A 20,784-nucleotide genomic window follows, 5' to 3' on the forward strand; every position below is an offset into this window, starting at 1 on the left:
GGCGTCGGACCGCGGTTGAAAAGGCACGACAAGTGTTCCTGTTGTTCACTTGCGGGCTGGGGACCGATGGTGTGGGGACACTTGTACGGACAACAACGGGGTTCAGAGTCGAAGGCGTGGCCAAGAAGAGCAGGTACGCAGAGATAGCCGAGGTACTCGCGGCCGAGATCGTCGACCAGCCGGCCGGCACCCGCGTCTCCAGCGAACACGAGATCGCCGCGCGCTTCGGCGTCAGCCGTGCCGCGGCCCGCGCCGCCCTCCAGGAGCTGGAGGGCCGCCTGCTGGTGCGGCGGGTCCGCGGTGCCGGCACGTTCGTCAACCGGCCCATCGACTACCTGCTGTCGCGACGCCAGCCCCCGTCGGGAAGCCGAACCGTCGAGGAGGCGGGCGGCATGCATCGCCGCGTGGTGCGGGACGTACGCCGCGTCGGCCTCGGCGGGGACCACGCCGACCGGCTCGAGCGCAGCGAGGGCAGCCCCGCTCACCTGCTCATCTCGCAGACCTACCTCAACGGCCTGGCCAGCAGCTGGACCCAGGCGTGGATCCCGGTGGACCTGCTGCCCGATCTCGGCTCAGCGGTGCGCGCCGTGGAGTCCCTCGATGTGATTCTGCGGCAGATGTGCGGCGTTGTGCCGGTGCGCGCCTGGTGCCGGGTCAGCAGCGTGCTGCCCCCGCCCGAGGCGGCCGCGGGGCTGGAGGCCGAGCGCAACCGGCCGGTCTGGTTGCTGGAGAGCATGAGCCGGGACTCCCGCACCAGAGCTCCCCTGATGTGCAGCGAGTCCTGGTCCCGCCCCGACGGCCTACGCCTCGTGGTCGAACTCGACGACCTCGGCTGACCGCCCGCGCCGGGGCGGCCGTCCCCGGCGTCCCGCCACACACCTACGGCCGCGACAGCGAGCGAAGCCCCGCACGCGCGGCGACCCCTGCAAGGAAACAAGGAGAACACGCGTGTCTTCGACACCGACTCGTGAACGGCGCTGTGAACTGCTCGCAGCCGCCGCCCACGAGGAGATCGTCCCACTCGCCGAACGGCTCCTGGCCGACGGCACCATTCCCGAACCGACCGTCCTGAAGTCCCCCGAGACCGGCATGGTCGTCCTCCAGGTACGCGAGCCCGTCGAGGAGACCCGCTTCTACCTCGGCGAAGTGCTGGTCACCGAGTGTTCCGTCGAAGTGGCCGGCGTGCCCGGCTGGTGCATGCGGCCCGGCGACGACCGGGTCGCCGCCCTCTCCGGAGCGCTCCTGGACGCCCTCGCCGCGGTCGGCGGACCCGCCACCGCCGAGATCGACGCCCTGTGCGCGGCCGTGGCCGAGCGCCACGCCTCGCAGGAGGCCGCGGAGTGGGCCGACGTCACCGCCACCACCGTCGTCTTCGAGGAGCTGACATGACCGACCGAGCGGCCGGCACCGCCCTGGCCCCCGCCCACCGCGTGCCCTCCGGCGCCCCGGACGCGCAGCGCATCCGCGCCCTGCGCCGCACGCCCCAGCAGTCCCAGCTCGACTTCACCGCGCTGCTCGACGTCCTCGCCCGGCCCGGCCGCGTACGCCGGCTCGCCGTCCCCGACGCGGCGCCGGCCGCCGCCGTCGCCGCCTGCGGACTGATCGACGTCGAGGTCCCGGTGCACGTTCTGACCGATCCCGACCCGGACTCCGCGGCCTGGGCGGATGCCGTGTACGCCGCGACCGGCGCCCAGCGTGCGGAGCTGCCCGCCGCCCGTACCGTGATCGCGCTGCGCCCCCTCTCCCCCGAGGACATCGCCACCCTGAACCGGGGCACCCCGCTCGACCCGGAGATCGGCGCCCGCGTCTTCGCCCAGGTGGACGCGCTCGGCGGAGAGGGCCCGCACGACACCGAACTCCTCCTGACCGGACCCGGTGTTCCGGACGGCACCCAGCGGCGCCTCACCGTGCGCGGGCTGACCGCGGACACGGTCACGGCACTCGCGGCTGCCAACGCGGCGTTCCCCCGCGGCGTCGACCTCTTCCTCACCACCCCGGACGGCGCCGTGGCCGGGCTGCCGCGCACCACTCGGGTACGGCGTTCGGGGAAGGACTGACATGGGCTACTCCGGAGTACGGGGCGGCCAGGAGGCCATCCACGCCGCCGAGCGCCTCGCCCGCCGGGACCGGTTGGGCGGAGCCAGCCGATGGCTGGAACTGGACCAGATCACCGGGCGGCTGGGCCTGGCCGTGGACCGGGTGATGGGCGAGGCGGGACTGTGGGCCCCGGAACTCGCGGCACGCGCGGTCCGGCAGTCACGCGGCGACCTGCTGGAGGCCGCGCAACTGCTGCGGGCCCACCGCTCCACCCTGCCCCGCCTGGCCTACAGCTCACCCGTCCCCGCCGCCGCGATACGCCCGGTGCGCCGTATCTCCCCGGCGTATCGCAATCCGCCCGGCGGTCAAATCCTCGGCGCCACACACGACTACACGCCCCGGATCCTCGACCTCGCCGACGAGGACACCGCCCGCGCCACGGCACCACCACCGCGCGGGCCCGCCACCGCCGGAACGCCCGTCGTCGCACCGGATTCAGCCGTGCCGCCCGTCGGCCTCCCGCCCGCCGGGCTGCTGGCCGACCGCCGTGACCCCACCGACCCGGAGCCCTTCGACATCACCCGGGCCCCCGCCCGCCCCGGTGTCCCGCGCTCGGCCCGGCTGACCGCGATGACCCGCGCCGAGACCGGCTCGCTGACCCACCTGTGGTACCTGGTCGCCCAAGCGCCGCGCAACGCCCAGCCGGAGATCCCCCTCGAACTGCGCCGCGGCCACCTGCCGCTGCGCATCGACCACCCCTTCACCGGCTCTCCGGTGACCGTTGCGGGTGTGCGGGTGAGCGAGGCGCGCACGGTCCGACCCGACGCCCGGCCCCATCCGGACGGCAGCCGCTTCGACATCGGCTACGGACTGTGCCTCGGCGACAACGAGGCCAAGGCACTCGCCATGGCGGGCCTGGACCTGCTGGTGCACCGGGACAAGACCGCCGACCGACTGGAGCAGCGAGTGCTGACCGCTTTGGACGGACCTGAGCTGGCCGGCTACCTCGAACACCTCAAACTCCCGCACTACGTGGATTTCCGCTCGATCGTCGATCGGCTCCGCGCCCTACAGGCACCCAACCCTGAGGAGGGCCTGTGATCACCCCCGCCCCGGCGGCTGCCTCCGCGGCCGCCGTCCATGCCGAAGAACCGGGGTGGCTGGAACTGGACCAGCTCACCGAGCGCCTCGACCTCGCCGTGGACCGGGCGATGAGCGAGGCCGGCCTGTGGGCTCCCGAGCTTGCGGCCCGCGCCGTGCGTCAGGCGGAGGGCGACCCGGCGGAGGCCGCGCACCTGCTGCGCGCCCACCGCGCCGCACAGCCCCGCCTCGCGGTGTCCGCCCCGGTGGCCACCTCGGAACTGCGGGTGGTGCGCCGGATCAGCTCCGCCTTTCGCAACCCGCCCGGAGGCCAGATCCTCGGCCGCACCGTGGACTACGCCGGTCGCCTGCTGGACCTGCTCCCCGAGGACGAGGGCCGGGCCCACGTCATCGACGAGTCCCCGGCTCCCGCCGATGACGGGCACCTCCACCACGACCACGAGCACTCGGCCGACCCTTCCGCCGTCGAACGTGTCCCGGGAAACGTCCTGGCCATTCTCCGCGAGATGGGCCTGGTCGCCCCGCTCCCCGAGCGTCCCGACGACCCCGAGCTCTACGACATCACCCGGCGCCCGGCACGGCCCGGTGCCCCGCGCTCGGCGTGGTTGCAGACCATGGCGCGAGGCGACACCGGTTCGCTGGTGCACCTGTGGTGGTACGGCTGCGACTGGCGCCCCGACCACGAGATCCCCGGCGAACTGCGGCACGGCGCGCTGCCGGTGCGCATCGCCCACCCGCACACCGGTGAGCCGGTGACGGTCGCCGAGGTGCGGGTCAGCGAGGTCGAGTCCTTCTACAACGTGCCCAGCGCCGCCGCCCAACACCACCTCGGCGTCGGCTACGGCATCTGTTTCGGCCACAACGAGCGCAAGTCCATCGCCATGGCGGGCCTCGACCTGGCGCTGGTCCACTACGACGCCACCTCCGAGCTCCACCACGACGTCCTGCTCACTCTCGACGGCCTGGACTCCACCGGCTATGCGCAGCACCTGAAGCTGCCGCACCACGTGGAGTACCGCTCGGTGCTGGACCGCGCCGAGGCCGCCGGTCAGGACGCCAACCCCCCGGGAGAGACCGTATGAACACCTTGTCCCCGACCCGCACCGGCACCGGCGCCTCCCGTGCCGGAGCCCTCGCCGGGCCCGACCCCCGTCCCGGCATCTTCGACGAGCTGTCCAAGCGGGAGCTGCGCCGCGCCATGCTCAGCGGGATCGCCATCCCCGGCTACCAGGTCCCTTACGGCTCCCGGGAGATGCCGGTAGCCCGCGGCTGGGGGTCCGGCGGTCTACAGGCCACCCTCTCGCTGGTCTGCGAGGAGCACCAGCTGAAGGTCATCGACCAGGGTGAGGACGCCGGCGTCAACGCCTCCAACCTGCGCCGCCTGATCACCGAGCACACCGGTTCCAGCGAGGAGACCGACACCCGCGCCGCCGACATCATCCAGTCCCGGCACCGTATCCCCGAGCAGCCGCTCACCGACGGGCAGATCCTGGTGCTCCAAGTGCCCAACGCCGAACCGTTGTTCCGCATCGTGCAGGAGATGGACGAGCAGCGCCGCATGCACGCCGAGGCGGACTACGCCAAGATGTGGGTCTGGCTCTACGAGGACATCGTCCACAACGGACTGATCACGGCGGCCGCCGGCTACCCGGTACTCGTCGAAGGCCGGTACGTGATGACGCCCAGCCCCATCCCACGCTGGGACGTGCCCAAGATGAACGACTCCGACGCGATCACCATCCTGTCGGCCGGCCGCGAGAAGCGGCTGTTCGCCGTCCCCCCGCACACCCGTGTCGTCCCGCTCACCTTCGACGACCGCCCCTTCGAGGTCGAGTACACCCCGGGCACCGCGTGCCGCCTCTGCGGCTCCGACGACACCTACCTCGTCGAGGAGCCGGGCGAGGACGGTGCGCCCAGCACCTGGTCGTGCTCCGACACCGACTTCTGCACCCGCCGACGTACCGGCGACGCCCCCGCCGACGTCGCCGCCCGCCCGATCGACCTGGCCCGCGTGGCAGTGCGGCGCACCACCGCAGACGAGGAAGAGACCACCGCATGACCACCCCCATCCTCCCGGACCGTCCCTGGGCCCTGAAAGTGACCGGCCTCGGCCGCGTCTACGGTGACCCGTCGCCCGTGTCCCTGACCGGCACCGGACCGGAGCACGGCACGGCCGTCTCACCCTCGACCGGCGCGGTCGTGGCGGCCTGGGACGTCTCCTTCGACGTGGCGCCCGGCGAAGCCCTCGGCATCATCGGCGAGTCCGGCTCCGGCAAGTCCACCGTGATGCGCTGCGTCGCCGGCGATGAGACGGCCACCGCCGGCGCCATCGCCCTGCGCTCCGTCGGCGACGGCACCGTCAACCTGTGCGACCTCCTGCCCTCGGCTCGGCGACGGCTCCGCCTGAAGGACATCGCCGCCGTCTACCAGGACCCGGCGGCCGGCCTGAACCTGGATGTGACCGCCGGCGGGAACATCGCCGACCCGCTCACCGCCGTCGGCTGGCGCTCCTACGACGGCATCCGGCAGCGCGCGGCCGAACTCCTGGAGCGGGTCGAGGTCCCGCTCAGCCGCATGGACGACATGGTCCGCACCTTCTCCGGCGGTATGCGCCAGCGAGTGCAGATCGCCAAGGCCCTCGCCAACGACCCGCCGGTGCTGCTCCTGGACGAGCCGACCACCGGGCTCGACGCCTCGGTCGCCGCGGGCGTGCTCGACCTGCTCCGCGGCCTGTTGGAGGAGACCGGAGTGGCCGCCGTCGTCGTCTCCCACGACTTCGGCGTCATCGACATGCTCACCCGCAGGGTCCTGGTCATGAAGCACGGCCGGGTGGTCGAGTCCGGCCTCACCGACCAGCTCCTGGAAGACCCCCAGCACCCCTACAGCCAGCAACTCGTCGCGGCGGCCCGAGGATGACCACAGTGACCCCCGTACAGACCCCCGTTCGCCCCGGAACCCCCGCGGATGTCCCCGGCGTCCCCGACGACACCGTCCTGTCGGTGCGCGGACTGCGCAAGGACTTCACCCTGCACACCATCGACGGCCGGGTCGTGGACGCCCTGCACGGTGTCGACCTCGATGTCCGGCCCGGCGAACACGTCGCACTCGCCGGCACCTCAGGGGCCGGCAAGTCCACCCTCTTGCGGTGCGTCTACCGCACCTATCTGTCCGGCGCCGGCCACATCTGGTTCCGTACCGCGGGCGGTGAACTCCTCGACGTGGCCGGCCTGCCCGACGCCGAGGCCGCCGACCTGCGCGGCCAGGAGATCGGGTACGTCTCGCAGTTCCTGCGCCCCCAGCCGCGCCGCTCGGTGATCTCCATCGTCGCCTCGGCCGGCGTCGCACGCGGCATGGACCGGACCGAAGCCCGGGAGGCCGCCGCCGCCGCACTACGCCAGGTCGCCATCGCCGGACACCTGTGGGACATGCACGCCACCGTCCTGTCCGGCGGGCAGAAGCAACGCGTCAACATCGCCGCCGGCACCATCGCACCGCCCCGGTTGCTGCTGCTCGACGAGCCCGTCTCAGCCCTCGACCCGGCCAACCGCGCCGCCGTCCTGGATCTGATCGCCCGCCTGGAGGAGACCGGCACCGCCGTCCTGTCCGTCTTCCACGACCTCGACGCCATCGAACGCCTCGCCACCCGCGTGGTGGTGCTCGGCGGCGGCCGGGTGCTGGCCACCGGCGCCCCCGGGGAGATCCTGCGCAACCCGAAACTGCCTCTGGAGGTGGCCCGATGAGCCGCCACGCGTTCGTCCACGCCCGCGCCGTGCTTCCCGACCGCACCCTCGACGACGCCCTCCTCGTCGTCGAGGACGGCCGGATCACCGACGTCGCCCCCGCCACCCCGGGCACGGTCCCGGCCGGAGCCCTCGACCTCGGCGGCGCGCTGCTGCTGCCGGGCATCATCGACACCCACAGCGACGCGCTGGAGAAGGAGCAACGCCCCCGCCCCACCGTGGAGTTCGACGCGACCTTCGCCGTGCTGAGCTTCGAGGGACGGGTCCGGGCGGCGGGCGTCACCACGATGCACCACGCGGTCGGCTACCAGACCAACACCGAGAAGGACCGCACCATCGAGCGTTCGCTGGCGCTCGCCACCGCTGTACGGGAGCGGGCCGCGTCCGGCGTCGGCCTGATCGACCACCGGCTGCTGCACCGCCTCGACGCCCGCGACGCCGACGCGCTGGACGCCCTCAAGGGGGCCCTCGCCGGGCAGCCGCACAGCGATGTGCCGCCGCTGGTCTCCTACGAGGACCACACGCCCGGCCAGGGCCAGTACCGGAACCTGGAGGCGTACCGAGCCATCATCCAGCAGCAGGAACACCTGTCCGCCGAAGACGCCGACCGGTTCATCCGCCACCGTATCGACGAGCGCGCCGGCGGCATCTCGCAGCGCGCCCGCACCCTCGCCCACCTGGGCCAGGAGGTACGCGCGGGGCGGATCCGGCTGCTCGCCCACGACGTGGAGAGCGCGGAGGAGCTCGCCGGGGTACGCGCGGCAGGCGCCGCCGTCGCCGAGTTTCCCACCACCCGCGAGGCTGCCCGGGCCGCACACGACGCCGGGATGCCGGTCGTCGCCGGTGCCCCCAATGTGCTGCGCGGCGGCTCGCACAGCGGCAACGTCGGCGCCGAGGCCCTGATCGCCGAGGGCCTGGTGGACAACCTGTCCAGCGACTACATGCCCACCACGCTGCTGGCCGCCACCCTGCGTCTGGCGGAGCGGGGAGTGGTCCCGCTGCACACCGCGGTGGCGCTCATCACCTCGGGCGCCGCACGCACCTCGGGACTCACCGACCGCGGCGCCCTCGTCCCGGGGCTCCGTGCCGACCTGGTCGTGGTCAGTGCCGAAGGAGGTCGGCCCACCGTACGGATGTCCCTGCTCGCCGAGGAGTCCCGGGACGGCGACGGCACCCCGGTCTCCGTGGCCCGACTGCTCAGCCCTGCGGGGCGGTGACGATGACCACGACGGATCTCCATCCCCTCGCAGCGATCACCTCTCTTCCCCTGCCCGGTGATCTCGGTCCGCGGGGGCTTCGGCGCGGACGGCGATGACGACGTTGCCGCCCCGGCGCAGAGTGTTGTAGATGGGGCAGCTGTCGGCGAAGAGTCCGGCCAGAGTCTCGGCCTCCTCCTGGGTGACTCCACTCAGGAGGAGGCCGAGGCGGATACAGGCGTACCGGGTGGGGTCCTGCGGGGCCGTTCGTAGCTGATGTGGACCTGCCCGCCGGGCAGGCCGGACGCGCGCTCCTGGGCGTGGAGCTCGATGTTGCTCAGGGAGCAGGAGGCCAGGGCGGACAGCAGCAGCTCTCCGGCCTGGACGGCCTCGGCCGGTCCCGTACGGGCGTCGGAGACGACATGGTTGCTTCTGGCGGTCACCAGGAAACGGCCCTGGGTGTCCGTGGTCCGGCCGGTGATGCTCACGGTGTCGCCTGCGGTCGGCATCGTTCTTCTTCTCCTCGTCTCCCTCATGGCCATCGGCGGCGGGCGGACGGGCAGGACAGGGTCTTCGCGCCCGGACCAGCCGGTGCTCGGGCGCCGTAGCGGCGGTTGCGCCACGTTCCGGACGCGGGGCGTTCCAGTCCCAGGTTGTCGCGCAGGGTCTTGCCCTCGTACTCGGTGCGGAGCACACCGCGCCGCTGGAGTTCGGGAACCACCTGACGGACGAAGTCCTCGAACGCGCCCGGACTGTGGACGGCGCCCACGGTGAACCCGTCGCAGGCGCCCTCGGTGTACCACCGCTCCATGCCGTCGGCCACTTCGGCGGCCGTGCCGATGATGGCTCCCTCGGTGCGTCTCGCGCACACCCGTACGGGAAGCCCTGATCAGGCTTGAACAGGATGGTCTGGTGGAGCGGGCTACCCGCGGCTACGTCGTCCGCACCCGCACACCGGAGGAGATCCTCGAGATATTCGCTGCGCGAGGCCGGACACAACGCCACCATCACCGAGCTGATGGGCCGTCTGGACGCCCAACTGAAGGTGTACGACTCACACACCGCTCCGGCCACCGACTCGGCCGAGGGGGCGCGCTCGGCGAGGCGGACCATCCCCGCCTTCCCCACACGGACCGCCTTCCTTGTGGGGTTCCCACCCATGTCTTCTCCCGTCTCCCCCGCCTAGCGTGTGCGCCGAGCGGGGGCGGTCAGGTCACACAGTGGGCAAGGGGGCGCCGGAACATGCGACACCGAAGAAACCGTGCGGGCCGATGGCGACTGCTGCTCGCTCTCCTGCTGGCGGCGGTGGCCGGGCCTCCGGTCACCGGCGGCACCGCGTCCGCCGCCGAACCGCCCTCCTACCTCCTCCAGGAGGCCGACTACGGCAGCGGTACCGTCACAAACGGCTGGGAACGCGTGGAACGCTACCTCGACACCACCGCCGGATTCCTCACCGAGGACTACCCCCCGGATGGCCGCGGCGACCAGGAGGGACAACGCCTCACATACTTCGGCGGCGTCTCCCGCCCTTCCTCCGGCCGCTTCCTGCTCCACTCGGCCCCCGGCTGGAACACCGGCGCCCGGACCACGCCCATCCTCCTCGTGCACGGCGCGAACGACACCGCGGACCGCGCCTGGGCCAATCCGGGCGAGGCGGGCGGCTACGGCTGCGGCGCCGTCTCCTGCCCGTCCACCGGGCTGATGCAATACCTGTCCGCACGCGGCCACCGCGTCTTCGCCGTCGGCTTCGCCCACAAGCAGGGCGACAATCTGATGCAGGCGCAGATCGTCGGCGACGCGATCGCCGTCATCAAGGCCAGGCTGGGTGTCGACAAGGTCGACCTCGTCGGCTGGAGCAAGGGCGAGATGTCGGCCCGCGCCTATGTGTCGTCCGTGAAGCCGAGCTGGGGACGGGGCTACGCCGGTGACGTACGCAAGCTCATCACCCTCGGCGGCCCAAACGGCGGCTACGACTACCCCTACGCCCACGGTTGGGCGCACGACTTCTCCATCTGGCCCGAGTGCGGGGGCAAGGTCAACGCTCCCTCCCCACACTCGCACATGACCTGCTACGGGCTGTATACCGCGCACCCCGAGTTCTCAATGACCCCCTCCGGCGGGTACGACGACTACCCCGGCCAGCGCCAGATGCTGGCCCGTTGGGACGGGGTCTACGGAGTCGACGGCGCCACGCAGGACTGGTACACGACCTACTACGGCGGCCAGGGCCTGTACACGGCGGGCAGCGGCATCCAGGCCGCCATCGACGCCGGCTCACTGATCAAACCACTGCACAACGCCGGAGTACCCGCCGCCGTCACCACCTATCTGCTGGCCGGCGGATCCCCCGACGTTCTCGGCATCTTCAACGAGAACCGCGGACCCAGCGATGGTGTCGTCTTCATCAGCAGCGCGCTCGACACCACCGGCATCCCCACGGTCGGCGGCACGGCCACCATCGTCGGCGCCAACCACCTCGAACTGGGCTGGAACCCTTCCGCCGCCGCCCAGATCGCCGCCTGGCTCTCGTAGCGAGCTTCCCCATGAGCCGGGAGCTCCCGTAAAGGACCCTCAAATGACCACGAGCACCACGAACGCCACGGACGGCCTCCGCACCCGCCGCGTGCCCACCGAGCGGCTCACCGTCCAGCTCACCGAGATCCGCGACGAGGGCGAACCGGTCGTCTTCCTCCACGGCAACGTCTCCACCGCGGCCTTCTGGCACTCCACCCTGCCCCTGTTGCCGGACCGCTACCGCCCCATCGCACCGGACCTACGCGGCTTCGGCGGCACCGACCCGCTGCCCATCGACGCCACACGCGGACTGCGCGACCACGCCGACGACCTCGCCGCGCTGCTCGCGGCCCTCGGGATCGGCAGGGCACATCTGGTGGGCTGGTCCATGGGTGGAGGCGTGGCCATGCGGTACCTCTGCGACCACCCGGCCACGGTGCGCTCCCTGACCCTGGTCAACCCGGTCTCCCCGTACGGCTTCGGCGGTACACACGGAGTGGACGGAGCCCTCAACTCCCCGGACGGAGCGGGTTCGGGAGGTGGCACGGCCAGCCCGGAGTTCGTCGCCCGGCTCGCCGAGGGGGACCGCGGAGAGGACTCCCCGTTCTCACCCCGCGCCGTCCTCGCGAACCACTACTTCAAGCCGCCGCTGCGCCCTGAGCGCGAGGACGCCTACGTCGAGTCCATGCTCACCACGCGGACCGGCGACGACCACTATCCTGGCGACAGCGTGCCCTCCCCCGTCTGGCCGGGCGTCGCACCCGGCACCCGGGGAATCCTCAACTGCCTGTCCCCGCTCCACTCCCGCCTCGACGAGCTGCATCTGGTCCGTCCCAAGCCGCCGGTGCTGTGGATCCGCGGCGAGGACGACACCATCGTTTCGGACACCTCCATGTTCGACCTGGCACACCTGGGCGCGATCGGCGCGTTGCCGGGCTGGGACGGGACCCCCGCCCAGCCGATGGTGGCGCAGACCCGTCATGTGCTGAACCGTTACGCGGCCGAGGGCGGTACGGTGCGGGAGGTCGCCGTGCCCGGCGCCGGGCACGCGGTGCACCTGGAACGCCCCGAGGAGTTCGGCGCGGCACTGCTGGAGGTCCTGTCGGCATGACCGTGTGCGTCACCGCCCTGGGCGCGGTCCGTGGCACTCTTTCCCCGGACGGCGTGGCGTCGTTCCTGGGCATTCCCTACGCCGCCCCGCCCTTCGGCCCCCGGCGTTTCCGCGCACCGGCTCCGCCCGAGCCATGGCCCGGAGTCCGCGACGCCACGGCCTACGGCCCGACCTCGCCGCACGCGCCCTACGCACCGCCCTTCGACGCGCTCGTCCCGGACGATGTCATCCCCGGTGAGAACTGCCTGAACCTCAACATCTGGACTCCCGCCCCGGAGCCGGGTGCGGGTCTGCCGGTGATGGTGTGGCTGCACGGCGGGGCCTTCTCAAACGGCGCGGGCTCGGCGTCGGCGTACGACGGCAACGCCTTCGCCCGCGATGGGGTCGTCTGTGTGACCCTCAACTACCGCCTGGGCGCGGACGGTTTCCTGCACCTGCCCGGCGTCCCCGACAACCGCGGCCTCCTGGACCAGGTGGCCGCCCTGAGCTGGATCCGCGCCCACATCGCCGCCTTCGGGGGCGATCCCGAGCAGGTGACCGTCTTCGGTGAATCGGCGGGCGCGATGAGCATCGGCGTCCTGCTGTCCACCGGCCGGGCACGCGGCCTGTTCCGCCGGGCGATCCTCCAGAGCGGCGCCTGCCACCACTTCCTGCGCCCCGGCTCGGCGACCCTGATCGCCTCCCGGCTGAGCTCGAAGCTCGGCATCGAACCGACCCCGGACGCCTTCGCCGCGGTCTCCCTCACCGACCTTCTACCGGCCCAGGCCGAGCTCCGCGCCGAAGTGGGCGCGCATCCGGACCCGGCGCTGTGGGGCGAGGCGGTGCTCAACATGATGCCCTTCGAACCGGTGGCAGCCGATCTCGCCCTTCCCGGCCCCGGCTGCGGCGTCGACCTCCTGATCGGCGCCAATCGCGAGGAGTACCGCTTCTTCCTGGTGCCCACACAGCGCCTGGAAACCGTCTCCGCATCGCGGCTTCGTGCCGGAACAGTTGCCTACGGTCTGGACCCGGACCAGGCACTCCCCCTCTACCGCACCGCCCGCCCCGGCGCCGCCCCCGGCGAGCTCCTGGCCGCGGTGGCCACGGACTGGTTCTACCGGATCCCCGGCATCCGCCTGGCCGAATCCGTCCCGGGCTCGTACATGTACGAATTCGCCTGGCGCTCCCCGCGGTTCGGCGCCCGCCTCGGCGCATGCCACACCCTGGAACTGGGTTTCGTCTTCGACCGCCTCCGGGACCCGTCGTACGCCCCGATCCTCGGTGACCACCCGCCCCAGGCCCTCGCGGACGAGATGCACCAAGCGTGGGTCTCCTTCGCGAAGACCGGCGACCCCGGCTGGCCGCCATACGATCCGGCCACTCGCACCACGAGGCTCTTCGCCGAAGATTCCGCCCTGCTGGACGACCCGCGAGAAGAGGAACGCCGACTCTGGGAAGGTGTGCGCTAGAGGCTGTCCTCGAGGAGGGCGGTCAGCCCGCGATGATGCTGCCGCCGGCCTGAATGAGGGCGGTGCGCAGCTCAGCCGGACACGGTTGATCGGTGATGAGAGTATCGAAACCGCTCAGTTCACAGACCCGGTGTGCGGCGGTGCGCCCGAATTTACTGGAGTCGGCCAGCACATAGCGGTGGGAGGCGTTCGCCAGCATGACACGCTTGGTGGCCACCTCGTCCAAGTGGTAGTCGGTCAGGCCGTACGGGGCAAGACCTCCGGATCCCAGGAAGACGGCGTCCGCGCGCAGATTGCTGAAGAACTCCACGGCCTGCGCGTTGGAACAGGCCAGATCCCCTCCGCGCAGCCGGCCGCCGCTGACCAGCACCTCGGCGCGCGGGCGCGTGCTGACCTCGGCGGCCACGAGCAGAGACGGGGTCGCGATCACGCCCACGTGATCGGCCGGCAGGGCGCGGGCCACTTCCAGTGCGGTCGTGCCGACGTCGATGACGATCGTCTGATTCGGCTCGATGAGAGCTGCCGCCGCCCGGCCGATGGTCTGCTTCTCCGCGGCGAAGGCGTCGCTTCGTTCACTGAAGGACGCCTCCTCTCCGACCGGCGTCTGTGCGGCGGTGGCGCCGCCGTGAACACGAACGAGTTCACCCTGCCGCTCGAGCAGCGCGAGGTCTCTGCGGATCGTCTCGTGGGAAACCCGCAGCAGTGTCGTGAGGTCGTCGGTGGTCACGAACTTGATGCGGGCGATCTCAGCGACAATTCTGCGGTGACGCTCCGCAGCGAGCATCCTGACCTCCCGAGTGACCGTTTCTGTGGACCTGTGACTGCATTCTAGAAGCTCGGCGCAGTCTCCCCGGCCGCCGCCCTCGCTCGTACACGACCGCTACGGCGCGGTGTACACCCGGATTCCGGTGGATCCCGGGGCTTGCGGTGCCGCATCCCGGTGTGCTGTCCCAAGCATTGCGTTCGAGGGAACCCTTGACGGCATACAGGCAAAGATACACACTTCCAGGTGCCGACGGTCAATAGTCCACAGAAACGGTCAGCGCCCATCTCTCTGCCGACCGGCAGTCAGGGTCGTGCACCATTGTGGGCGCGACCGCCAGCCTCCACGGACAGGCTCCAGCACATCCCTGCGGGGCGTGCCTGCACGCCGACCACCTTCGGCGCTCAATCCATCCACTGGCTCCCCGCGGTGACGGCGGGGGCACCCCGAAGCAGGGAAACGAGTCATGGCACATGCGGAGATAGGTTCCCAGGAGTCGAGATCAGTCGACCGGAACGGGGCAGAGCCCCAGCCGGGGATGGCGAGGGAGCTGGGCTGGTACGCCTCCTTCTCGGTGGCGTTCGGGTTCGTGTCGATCGCCACCGGCATCTTCACCACCTATGGTTCGGTCCTGGCCACCTCGGGGCCGCGCGGCATCTGGGCCTGGCCGATCTCGGTGATCGGCCAACTGTCCATCGCCCTGGTGTTCGGTGCGCTGGCGGCCCGCATCCCGATCGGCGGCTACTCCTACCAGTGGGTGTCCCGGATCGTCGGCCCCGTGTGGGGCTGGATCATGGGGTGGATCTCGTTCGCCTTCCTCGGCGTGGTCGTGGTCGCCGTCGACTACACGATCGCCTCCACCATCCTGCCCGAGCTGTTCCAATACGCCGGTACGACCCAGAACGCCTGGGTCATCACGGCTGGCGTGGTGTTGCTACAGGCACTACTGGTGGCCGCCTCGACCCGTACCACCCACCGGGTCAACAACGCGGCCGTGACGGCGCAGCTCATCGGGATGATCGCGCTGACCGTGCTGCTGTTCGCGGTGGGCTTCTTCACCGGCAAGCTCGACTTCGCTCATTTGTTCGAAACCGGGCCCGTGCCGGAACACGGCTACTACGGCCTGGGCGGCGGCACCCACGCGGGCCCCTTCGCCCTGGCCTTTCTGCTGGGCGCGTTCACCATCGTCGGCTTCGAGTCCGCGGCGAACCTGGCCGAGGAGACCAAGGACCCCGCGCGCGTCATCCCCAAGGCCATGGTCCAGGCCGTGCTCTCACTCGGAGTCCTCGGCTTCCTGTTCCTGCTCGCCATCACCGCCGCCGCCGGCCGGATCGGCGGCGCAGCCCAGTCGGCCACCCCCGTGGCGACCGTGATCACCGCTGTACTCGGCTCGGTCGTCGGGAAGATCCTCCTGGTTCTCGTCGTGATCTCGATCTTCTCCTGCGGACTGGTGATCACCCTCAGCGGCACCCGCCTGGTCTACGCGATGTCGAGGGACGAGCGCTTCCCCGGCTGGCGTCTGCTCAAGCGCATCCACCCCCGTACCGCGACACCGCTCAACGCCACCGTCTTCATGATGGCCATCGCCCAGATCATCCTCGCGGTGTTCTCACGCTCCGCCGACGCCCTCTTCCAGCTGTTCTCCGCGGCCACCCTGCTTCCCGCCGTCATCTACGCCGGTACGGTGGCGATGTACGCGGTCAAGCGACGTTCCCTGCCCCCGTCCCGCGGGTTCTCCCTGGGCAGGTGGGAGGTCCCGGTCCTCATCCTGGCCACCGTCTGGCTGGTGTACGAGCTGCTCATCTTCCGGGACGCCTCCTTCCGGGGCCCCTGGGTCTACGTTCTGGTGCTGTGCGGGATCGGCGCCGTATACCTGGCCGTGTTCATCGCCCGGCGCGGCCGTGCCGCGCTGACGATGCCGGACATGGCCGATATCGACCGCGTCCTGGACGGCACCGCCGAATCCGCTGAGGCCGGCGCGGAAGGGACTGCGCGATGACCACGATCCTCGCCATCGACCAAGGCACTTCGGGCACCAAGGCCATCGTCATCGACACCGAAGACGGAACAGTCGCCATCGCCGAGGAAGCCATCCGTCCCAGCTACCTCCCCGGCGGAGGCGTCGAACAGAACCCCCAGGAACTGCTTGCCTCCGTCCTCACCGCCGGACGCCGTGCCGTGAGCATGGCCGGCCGTCCGATCGACGGCGTGGCCCTGGCCAACCAGGGAGAGACCGTCCTGGCCTGGGACGAAGCCACCGGAACGCCTCTGTCCCCAGCCATCGTCTGGCAGGACAGACGAGCGGAGAGCATCTGTGCCGAACTGACCGAGCACAGCGAGGTTCTCGCCCAGCGCACCGGACTCGTCCTCGACCCGTACTTCTCGGCACCCAAGATGGCCTGGCTGCGCCGCCACCTGACCCGCGACGGCGTGGTGACAACAACCGACACCTGGCTGGTGCACCACCTGACGGGCGAGTTCGTCACCGACGCATCCACAGCCAGCCGTTCCCTGATCTTCGATCTGGACAGCGCCGCGTGGGACGGACAGCTCGCCGAGATGTTCCGTCTCGGTGGCGAGCGGATGCCGCGCATCGTGGCCAGCGACGAGGTCGTCGGCACCACGCGTGCCTTCGGACAGGAGACGCCGGTGGCCGGACTGATCGTCGACCAGCAGGCCGCCCTGGTCGCAGAAGCCTGCCTGGAACAGGGGACCGCCAAGTGCACCTACGGCACAGGCGCGTTCCTGCTGGCGAACACCGGTCCCGACGCCGTGCGCTCCAGCGCCGGCCTGACGACGTCGGTGGCCTGGCAGACAGACGGACAGACCCTGTACTGCGTGGACGGGCAGGTTTACACCGTCGCTTCGGCAGTGCGCTGGCTGCAAGACCTCGGACTCATCCAGTCCGCCACCGAGCTGGACTCCCTCGCCGCGGCGGACGCCGAGGGCGTGCTGTGCGTGCCTGCCTTCGCCGGCCTGGCCGCCCCCCGGTGGGCCCCCGAAGCCGCTGCCTCCCTCAGCGGAATGACGTTGGCCACCCGCCGTGAGCACCTCGTCCTCGCCGTGCTCCAGGGCATCGCCGCGCAGGTCACCGAGCTGGCCGACCTCGTAGGCTGCGACGTCGGCCGCCCGCTGAACCGACTTCGGGCGGACGGCGGCCTGACCAACTCCGCTGCCCTGATGCAGGCCCAGGCCGACATCGCCCAGATGCCCGTCGATATCTACCCCAACGCGCATGCCACCCCCCTCGGCGCTGCCGCCCTCGCCCGCTGCGCCCTGGACCCCGCCATGAGCCTTGAAGAGGCGGTCGGCGACTGGCAGCCGAGCACCGTATACGAACCTCGCTGGTCCGAGGACCGGGCCCAGCAGTTCCGCACCACATGGGCGCAGGCCGCCACGGACTGTGCTTCCAAAGGAGACAAGCCATGACCGCCACTCCCCGCCCCCGCCACCCCGAGGTCTTTGACATCGCGGTGATCGGAGGAGGCATCGTCGGCTCCGCCATCGCGCGTGAACTGTCCGGCTACGACGTCTCCGTGGCACTGGTCGAGGCCCGCGATGACATCGGCGACGGAACCAGCAAAGCCAACACCGCGATCCTCCACACCGGATTCGACGCGAAACCCGGCACCCTCGAATCCCGGCTCGTCGCCCGCGGCTACCACCTGCTCAATGCCTACGCCAAAGCCACCGGCATCCCCGTCGAGCACACCGGCGCCGTGCTGGTGGCCTGGAACGAGGAAGAGACCGATGCCCTGCCCGGCCTGAAGGACAAGGCCGAGGCCAACGGGTACGAGCACTGCCGCATCATCGACGCCGACGAGGTGTACCGTCTGCTGCCCGACCTCGGCGACGGCGTGCGCGGCGGCCTGACCGTCCCCGACGAATCCATCATCTGCACCTGGACCACCAGCCTCGCCCTGGCCACCGACGCCCAGCAGCGGGGCACCACCATCCTGCTCGAACACGCCGTGACCGGCGTCGACCAAGCCGACGACACAACCACGCTGTACACCGAGGCCGGCGAGGTCCGAGCCCACTGGGTCGTCAACGCCGCCGGGCTCGGCGCCGACCACATCGACCGGCTCTTCGGCCACGAACGTTTCACGGTCACCCCCCGCCGCGGCGAACTGTTCGTCTTCGACAAGCTCGCCCGCCCCAAGGCAAACAAGATCGTCCTGCCGGTCCCCTCCTCCCGGGGCAAGGGTGTGCTCATCTCCCCGACCATCTACGGCAACATCATGCTCGGCCCCACCGCCGAGGACCTCGCCGACCGCACCAACACCGCCACCTCCGAGGACGGCTATGACTTCCTCCTCGACAAAGGCGAGCGCCTCATGCCGAGCCTGCTCACCGAGGAGGTCACCGCCAGCTATGCCGGGCTACGCGCCGCCATAGACCACCCCGACTACCTCATCGAGGCCACCCCCGAGCAGCGCTACCTCCTCGTCGGCGGCATCCGCTCCACCGGACTGACCGCCGGGATCGCGATCGCCGAGCACGTCCGCGGTCTCCTGGAGAAGGCCGGAATGCCCCTGCGAACCCGCACCGGCCTGCCCGACCCGCCCCGGATGCCGAACATCGGGGAAGCGGGCACCCGGCCCTACCAGGACGCGGACCTCATCGCCCAGGACCCCGCCTACGGCACCATCGTCTGCTTCTGTGAGCGCGTCACCGAAGGCGAGATCCGTGACGCCTGCCACGCACCCCTGCCCGCGCGCAGCCTCGAAGGACTGCGCCGCCGCACCCGCGCCATGAACGGCCGCTGCCAGGGCTTCTTCTGCGGCGCGGCGATCGCCGCCCTGCGCACCCAACATCAGCCCCACGACGGCTGCCGCAGCCAGCACAAGGACGACCGATGACCGACCACCTGTCACTGCTCGAACCCGATGTCCTCATCATCGGAGGCGGTCCCGCAGGGCTCACCGCGGCCTCCGAACTCTCCGCCCGCCGTGCCGGGCACAACCTCGTCGTCGACCGTGAACAGGAGGCCGGCGGCATCCCCCGTCACAGCGATCACACCGGCTACGGCATACGTGACCTGCACCGCGTGATGTCCGGTCCCGCCTACGCCCGCCACCTCGTGGACCAGGCCGCCAGGGCCGGAGCCGAGATCCGTACCAACACCATGGTCACCGGCTGGGCGGACGATCACACCGTGGAGGTCACCAGCCCCCAAGGCCGCTACCAGATCCGCCCCCGGGCCATCGTGCTGGCCACCGGCGCCCGCGAACGGCCCCGCACCGCACGCCGTATCCCCGGTGACCGCCCCCACGGCGTCTACACCACCGGACAACTCCAAAACCTCGTCCACCTTCACCACCAGCCCGTCGGCAAGCGAGCCGTCATCGTCGGCGGCGAACTGGTCAGCTGGTCCGCGGCCCTCACCCTCCGCGAGGCAGGCTGCACACCCGCACTCATGATCAGCCGATACCCGAAAGCCGAGTCCTACGCCGCGTTCAACGCCGCCGGTCGCGCCGTTCTGCGCGTCCCCGTCGCCACCCGCAGCCGCGTCACCCAGGTCATCGGCAAGGGCCGTTGCCAGGCCGTCGAGATCGAACACCTCGACACCGGCAAGCGCCGCACCATCGAATGCGACACCATCGTCTTCACCGGCGATTGGATCCCCGACCACGAACTCGCCCGCGCCGCGGGCATCACCCTCGACGAAGGCACTCTCGGTCCCCTTACCGACAGTGCCCTGCGCACCAGCCGCCCCGGGGTCTTCGCAGCCGGCAATCTCCTCCACCCCGTCGACACCGCCGACATCGCGGCGCTCGACGGTAAACACGTCGCCCAACAGGTCATCAACCACCTGCACGGCGAACGCCGGTCCGCAGCCGGTGTCCGGCTCACCGTCAGCGCACCCTTCCGCTGGATCGCACCGCAGATCCTGCGGCCCGACGACCCCGCACCCGCCCGCGGCCGACTGCTGTTGTGGACCGACGAGTACGTCCGCTTCCCCAAGGTGACCGTCCGTCAGGACGGTCGGGCCATCGCACGCCGTACCCTGCCCTGGCCCGCCTCCCCCGGGCGCGTATTCCGCGTCCCCTCCAGCCTGCTGGACGGGGTTTCCCAGGCAGCGGGTCCCGTCCAGATCAGCCTGTGAACTCACCGCCCTGGCGGTTGGTGGAGCAGCGGTAGTTCTCATAGCTCACCGGTGGCCCTCGAGCACGCGCGTGCAAAGGGGCCTTCCGAGGTGATCGCCCGTCGCCCGTTCGGGACTAAGCGGATCGGCGGAATGCGGCTTCGGTTCGGTGGCGCCCCGCAGGGGCGCGGGGCTGTGTCGATGTGCGGCTCCGCCGCGCGGGCGCGACCAGCCACGACGGCGCTGCGGACGATCGACGGCAGGTCAGGGCACTTCCAGCGGAGCGCTTAGGTCCCCGTGGTCGGACCGGCTCCTCTTCGGACCTCGCCCTGCCGGGCGGATGCCTTCGGTAGTTCCGGGACCTGGATCTCTCGTGCAAGACCGGTCCCGCCCGGCAGAAGCGTGGGCGTCACAGGTTTCATGTCACCAGCCCGCCGGCAGGGGCCGATTCCGGCGGTGGCACCCACGAGTTCATGGCACTTGCCAAGCGCGGACGGCGGCTGTCGCACTCGGTCGGCAGGTGTCGAATTTGCCCACGCTCGTCTTGGGCACCGCCTCGATGGCAGTCCAGCGCTCCGGGAGCTGCCACTTGGCGATGCCGCCCTCCTCGACAAGGAAGGCGCGCAGGGTCCCGAAGTCGGGTGGTGGCGCCCTTCCTGAGGACCACTGTGGCCAGTGGGCACTCGCCCCACTTGTCGTCCGGTACGGCCACCACGGCGGCCTCGGTGACATAGGGCGGGCAGGCCGAGCCGCCGATGGTGACCTCGGTGAGCGAGGAGACGTCCC

19 protein-coding genes and 1 pseudogene are annotated in these 20,784 nt (G+C 71.0%); 16 read left to right on the top strand and 4 right to left on the bottom strand.

What is annotated here, in order from left to right; all coding sequences use genetic code 11:
* Positions 1–116 precede the first annotated feature (116 nt).
* From AB0E24_RS05305 to AB0E24_RS05345, 9 genes are all read left to right on the top strand, one after another.
* A complete protein-coding gene (locus AB0E24_RS05305; protein ID WP_202819307.1) occupies positions 117–836 on the top strand; it encodes a GntR family transcriptional regulator in 720 nt (239 codons plus the stop codon).
* Positions 837–948: 112 nt separating this feature from the next.
* Positions 949–1,389: a phosphonate C-P lyase system protein PhnG gene (gene phnG / locus AB0E24_RS05310; RefSeq protein ID WP_359374984.1), complete on the top strand. Its 441-nt coding sequence runs from the start codon at positions 949–951 to the stop codon at positions 1,387–1,389.
* Entirely contained in the window at positions 1,386–2,057 is a 672-nt protein-coding gene (gene phnH, locus AB0E24_RS05315; protein ID WP_069869436.1) for a phosphonate C-P lyase system protein PhnH, read from the top strand. The genes phnG and phnH overlap by 4 nt, the downstream gene beginning before the upstream one ends.
* Before the next feature lies 1 nt (position 2,058).
* Positions 2,059–3,138 carry a carbon-phosphorus lyase complex subunit PhnI gene (locus AB0E24_RS05320; RefSeq protein WP_359374985.1) on the top strand — a complete coding sequence of 360 codons (1,080 nt, stop codon included), beginning with the start codon at positions 2,059–2,061 and terminating at the stop codon, positions 3,136–3,138.
* Entirely contained in the window at positions 3,135–4,220 is a 1,086-nt protein-coding gene (locus AB0E24_RS05325; RefSeq protein ID WP_359374986.1) for a carbon-phosphorus lyase complex subunit PhnI, read from the top strand. Before AB0E24_RS05320 ends, AB0E24_RS05325 begins: the two co-directional genes overlap by 4 nt.
* Positions 4,217–5,197 (top strand): alpha-D-ribose 1-methylphosphonate 5-phosphate C-P-lyase PhnJ, encoded by a 981-nt coding sequence (locus AB0E24_RS05330; RefSeq protein WP_232636026.1) that lies wholly within the window; start codon positions 4,217–4,219, stop codon positions 5,195–5,197. The genes AB0E24_RS05325 and AB0E24_RS05330 overlap by 4 nt, the downstream gene beginning before the upstream one ends.
* Positions 5,194–6,054, top strand: a complete 861-nt coding sequence (locus AB0E24_RS05335; RefSeq protein ID WP_147969169.1) for an ATP-binding cassette domain-containing protein — start codon at positions 5,194–5,196, stop codon at positions 6,052–6,054. Before AB0E24_RS05330 ends, AB0E24_RS05335 begins: the two co-directional genes overlap by 4 nt.
* Before the next feature lie 5 nt (positions 6,055–6,059).
* A complete protein-coding gene (locus AB0E24_RS05340) occupies positions 6,060–6,878 on the top strand; it encodes an ATP-binding cassette domain-containing protein (RefSeq protein ID WP_359374987.1) in 819 nt (272 codons plus the stop codon).
* Positions 6,875–8,095: an alpha-D-ribose 1-methylphosphonate 5-triphosphate diphosphatase gene (locus AB0E24_RS05345; protein ID WP_359374988.1), complete on the top strand. Its 1,221-nt coding sequence runs from the start codon at positions 6,875–6,877 to the stop codon at positions 8,093–8,095. The genes AB0E24_RS05340 and AB0E24_RS05345 overlap by 4 nt, the downstream gene beginning before the upstream one ends.
* Positions 8,096–8,286: 191 nt before the next feature.
* Here the strand turns inward: AB0E24_RS05345 and AB0E24_RS05350 are convergent, their stop codons facing one another.
* Both AB0E24_RS05350 and AB0E24_RS05355 read right to left on the bottom strand, forming a co-directional pair.
* Positions 8,287–8,583, bottom strand: coding sequence for a hypothetical protein (locus AB0E24_RS05350; RefSeq protein WP_359374989.1), 297 nt, complete (start codon positions 8,581–8,583; stop codon positions 8,287–8,289).
* Between the two features lie 23 nt (positions 8,584–8,606).
* Positions 8,607–8,945, bottom strand: a complete 339-nt coding sequence (locus AB0E24_RS05355; RefSeq protein ID WP_359374990.1) for a hypothetical protein — start codon at positions 8,943–8,945, stop codon at positions 8,607–8,609.
* Between the two features lie 371 nt (positions 8,946–9,316).
* Here AB0E24_RS05355 and AB0E24_RS05360 point away from each other — a divergent pair, with 371 nt between their 5' ends.
* From AB0E24_RS05360 to AB0E24_RS05370, 3 genes are read left to right on the top strand one after another with little or no spacing between them, the layout of a single operon-like run.
* Complete coding sequence (locus AB0E24_RS05360; RefSeq protein WP_359374991.1) at positions 9,317–10,606, top strand: esterase/lipase family protein; 1,290 nt, start codon at positions 9,317–9,319, stop codon at positions 10,604–10,606.
* A 43-nt stretch (positions 10,607–10,649) separates the two neighbouring features.
* Positions 10,650–11,699: an alpha/beta fold hydrolase gene (locus AB0E24_RS05365; protein ID WP_359374992.1), complete on the top strand. Its 1,050-nt coding sequence runs from the start codon at positions 10,650–10,652 to the stop codon at positions 11,697–11,699.
* Complete coding sequence (locus AB0E24_RS05370; protein ID WP_359374993.1) at positions 11,696–13,147, top strand: carboxylesterase/lipase family protein; 1,452 nt, start codon at positions 11,696–11,698, stop codon at positions 13,145–13,147. The genes AB0E24_RS05365 and AB0E24_RS05370 overlap by 4 nt, the downstream gene beginning before the upstream one ends.
* A gap of 22 nt (positions 13,148–13,169) precedes the next feature.
* Here AB0E24_RS05370 and AB0E24_RS05375 read toward each other — a convergent pair whose 3' ends face one another.
* Entirely contained in the window at positions 13,170–13,931 is a 762-nt protein-coding gene (locus AB0E24_RS05375) for a DeoR/GlpR family DNA-binding transcription regulator (RefSeq protein WP_069869425.1), read from the bottom strand.
* Positions 13,932–14,376: 445 nt separating this feature from the next.
* Between AB0E24_RS05375 and AB0E24_RS05380 the strand changes: the two genes are divergently transcribed.
* From AB0E24_RS05380 to AB0E24_RS05395, 4 genes are read left to right on the top strand one after another with little or no spacing between them, the layout of a single operon-like run.
* Entirely contained in the window at positions 14,377–15,909 is a 1,533-nt protein-coding gene (locus AB0E24_RS05380) for an APC family permease (RefSeq protein WP_206331111.1), read from the top strand.
* On the top strand, positions 15,906–17,339 hold the full coding sequence (locus AB0E24_RS05385; protein ID WP_359374994.1) for an FGGY family carbohydrate kinase: 1,434 nt from the start codon (positions 15,906–15,908) through the stop codon (positions 17,337–17,339). The genes AB0E24_RS05380 and AB0E24_RS05385 overlap by 4 nt, the downstream gene beginning before the upstream one ends.
* Positions 17,336–18,772 carry an NAD(P)/FAD-dependent oxidoreductase gene (locus tag AB0E24_RS05390; protein WP_069869422.1) on the top strand — a complete coding sequence of 479 codons (1,437 nt, stop codon included), beginning with the start codon at positions 17,336–17,338 and terminating at the stop codon, positions 18,770–18,772. Before AB0E24_RS05385 ends, AB0E24_RS05390 begins: the two co-directional genes overlap by 4 nt.
* Positions 18,769–20,019, top strand: coding sequence for an NAD(P)/FAD-dependent oxidoreductase (locus AB0E24_RS05395; RefSeq protein ID WP_359374995.1), 1,251 nt, complete (start codon positions 18,769–18,771; stop codon positions 20,017–20,019). The genes AB0E24_RS05390 and AB0E24_RS05395 overlap by 4 nt, the downstream gene beginning before the upstream one ends.
* Before the next feature lie 450 nt (positions 20,020–20,469).
* On the opposite strand, the pseudogene AB0E24_RS05400 reads toward AB0E24_RS05395, so the two are convergent.
* A pseudogene (locus AB0E24_RS05400) lies at positions 20,470–20,734 on the bottom strand (AMP-binding enzyme); the annotation flags it as partial.
* Between the last annotated feature and the right edge of the window lie 50 nt (positions 20,735–20,784).

Origin of the sequence: Streptomyces malaysiensis subsp. malaysiensis (genome assembly GCF_040653035.1) — a bacterium.
Classification (GTDB): domain Bacteria; phylum Actinomycetota; class Actinomycetes; order Streptomycetales; family Streptomycetaceae; genus Streptomyces; species Streptomyces malaysiensis.

Bases quoted from the DNA above. Each gene is read 5' to 3' on its own strand.
- AB0E24_RS05320 (WP_359374985.1), top strand. From the start codon at position 2,059: ATGGGCTACTCCGGAGTACGGGGCGGCCAGGAGGCCATCCACGCCGCC.
- AB0E24_RS05370 (WP_359374993.1), top strand. From the start codon at position 11,696: ATGACCGTGTGCGTCACCGCCCTGGGCGCGGTCCGTGGCACTCTTTCC.
- AB0E24_RS05350 (WP_359374989.1), bottom strand. From the start codon at position 8,583: ATGCCGACCGCAGGCGACACCGTGAGCATCACCGGCCGGACCACGGAC.
- AB0E24_RS05335 (WP_147969169.1), top strand. From the start codon at position 5,194: ATGACCACCCCCATCCTCCCGGACCGTCCCTGGGCCCTGAAAGTGACC.
- AB0E24_RS05375 (WP_069869425.1), bottom strand. From the start codon at position 13,931: ATGCTCGCTGCGGAGCGTCACCGCAGAATTGTCGCTGAGATCGCCCGC.
- AB0E24_RS05365 (WP_359374992.1), top strand. From the start codon at position 10,650: ATGACCACGAGCACCACGAACGCCACGGACGGCCTCCGCACCCGCCGC.
- AB0E24_RS05360 (WP_359374991.1), top strand. From the start codon at position 9,317: ATGCGACACCGAAGAAACCGTGCGGGCCGATGGCGACTGCTGCTCGCT.
- AB0E24_RS05395 (WP_359374995.1), top strand. From the start codon at position 18,769: ATGACCGACCACCTGTCACTGCTCGAACCCGATGTCCTCATCATCGGA.
- AB0E24_RS05380 (WP_206331111.1), top strand. From the start codon at position 14,377: ATGGCACATGCGGAGATAGGTTCCCAGGAGTCGAGATCAGTCGACCGG.
- AB0E24_RS05345 (WP_359374988.1), top strand. From the start codon at position 6,875: ATGAGCCGCCACGCGTTCGTCCACGCCCGCGCCGTGCTTCCCGACCGC.
- AB0E24_RS05330 (WP_232636026.1), top strand. From the start codon at position 4,217: ATGAACACCTTGTCCCCGACCCGCACCGGCACCGGCGCCTCCCGTGCC.
- AB0E24_RS05385 (WP_359374994.1), top strand. From the start codon at position 15,906: ATGACCACGATCCTCGCCATCGACCAAGGCACTTCGGGCACCAAGGCC.
- phnH (WP_069869436.1), top strand. From the start codon at position 1,386: ATGACCGACCGAGCGGCCGGCACCGCCCTGGCCCCCGCCCACCGCGTG.
- AB0E24_RS05390 (WP_069869422.1), top strand. From the start codon at position 17,336: ATGACCGCCACTCCCCGCCCCCGCCACCCCGAGGTCTTTGACATCGCG.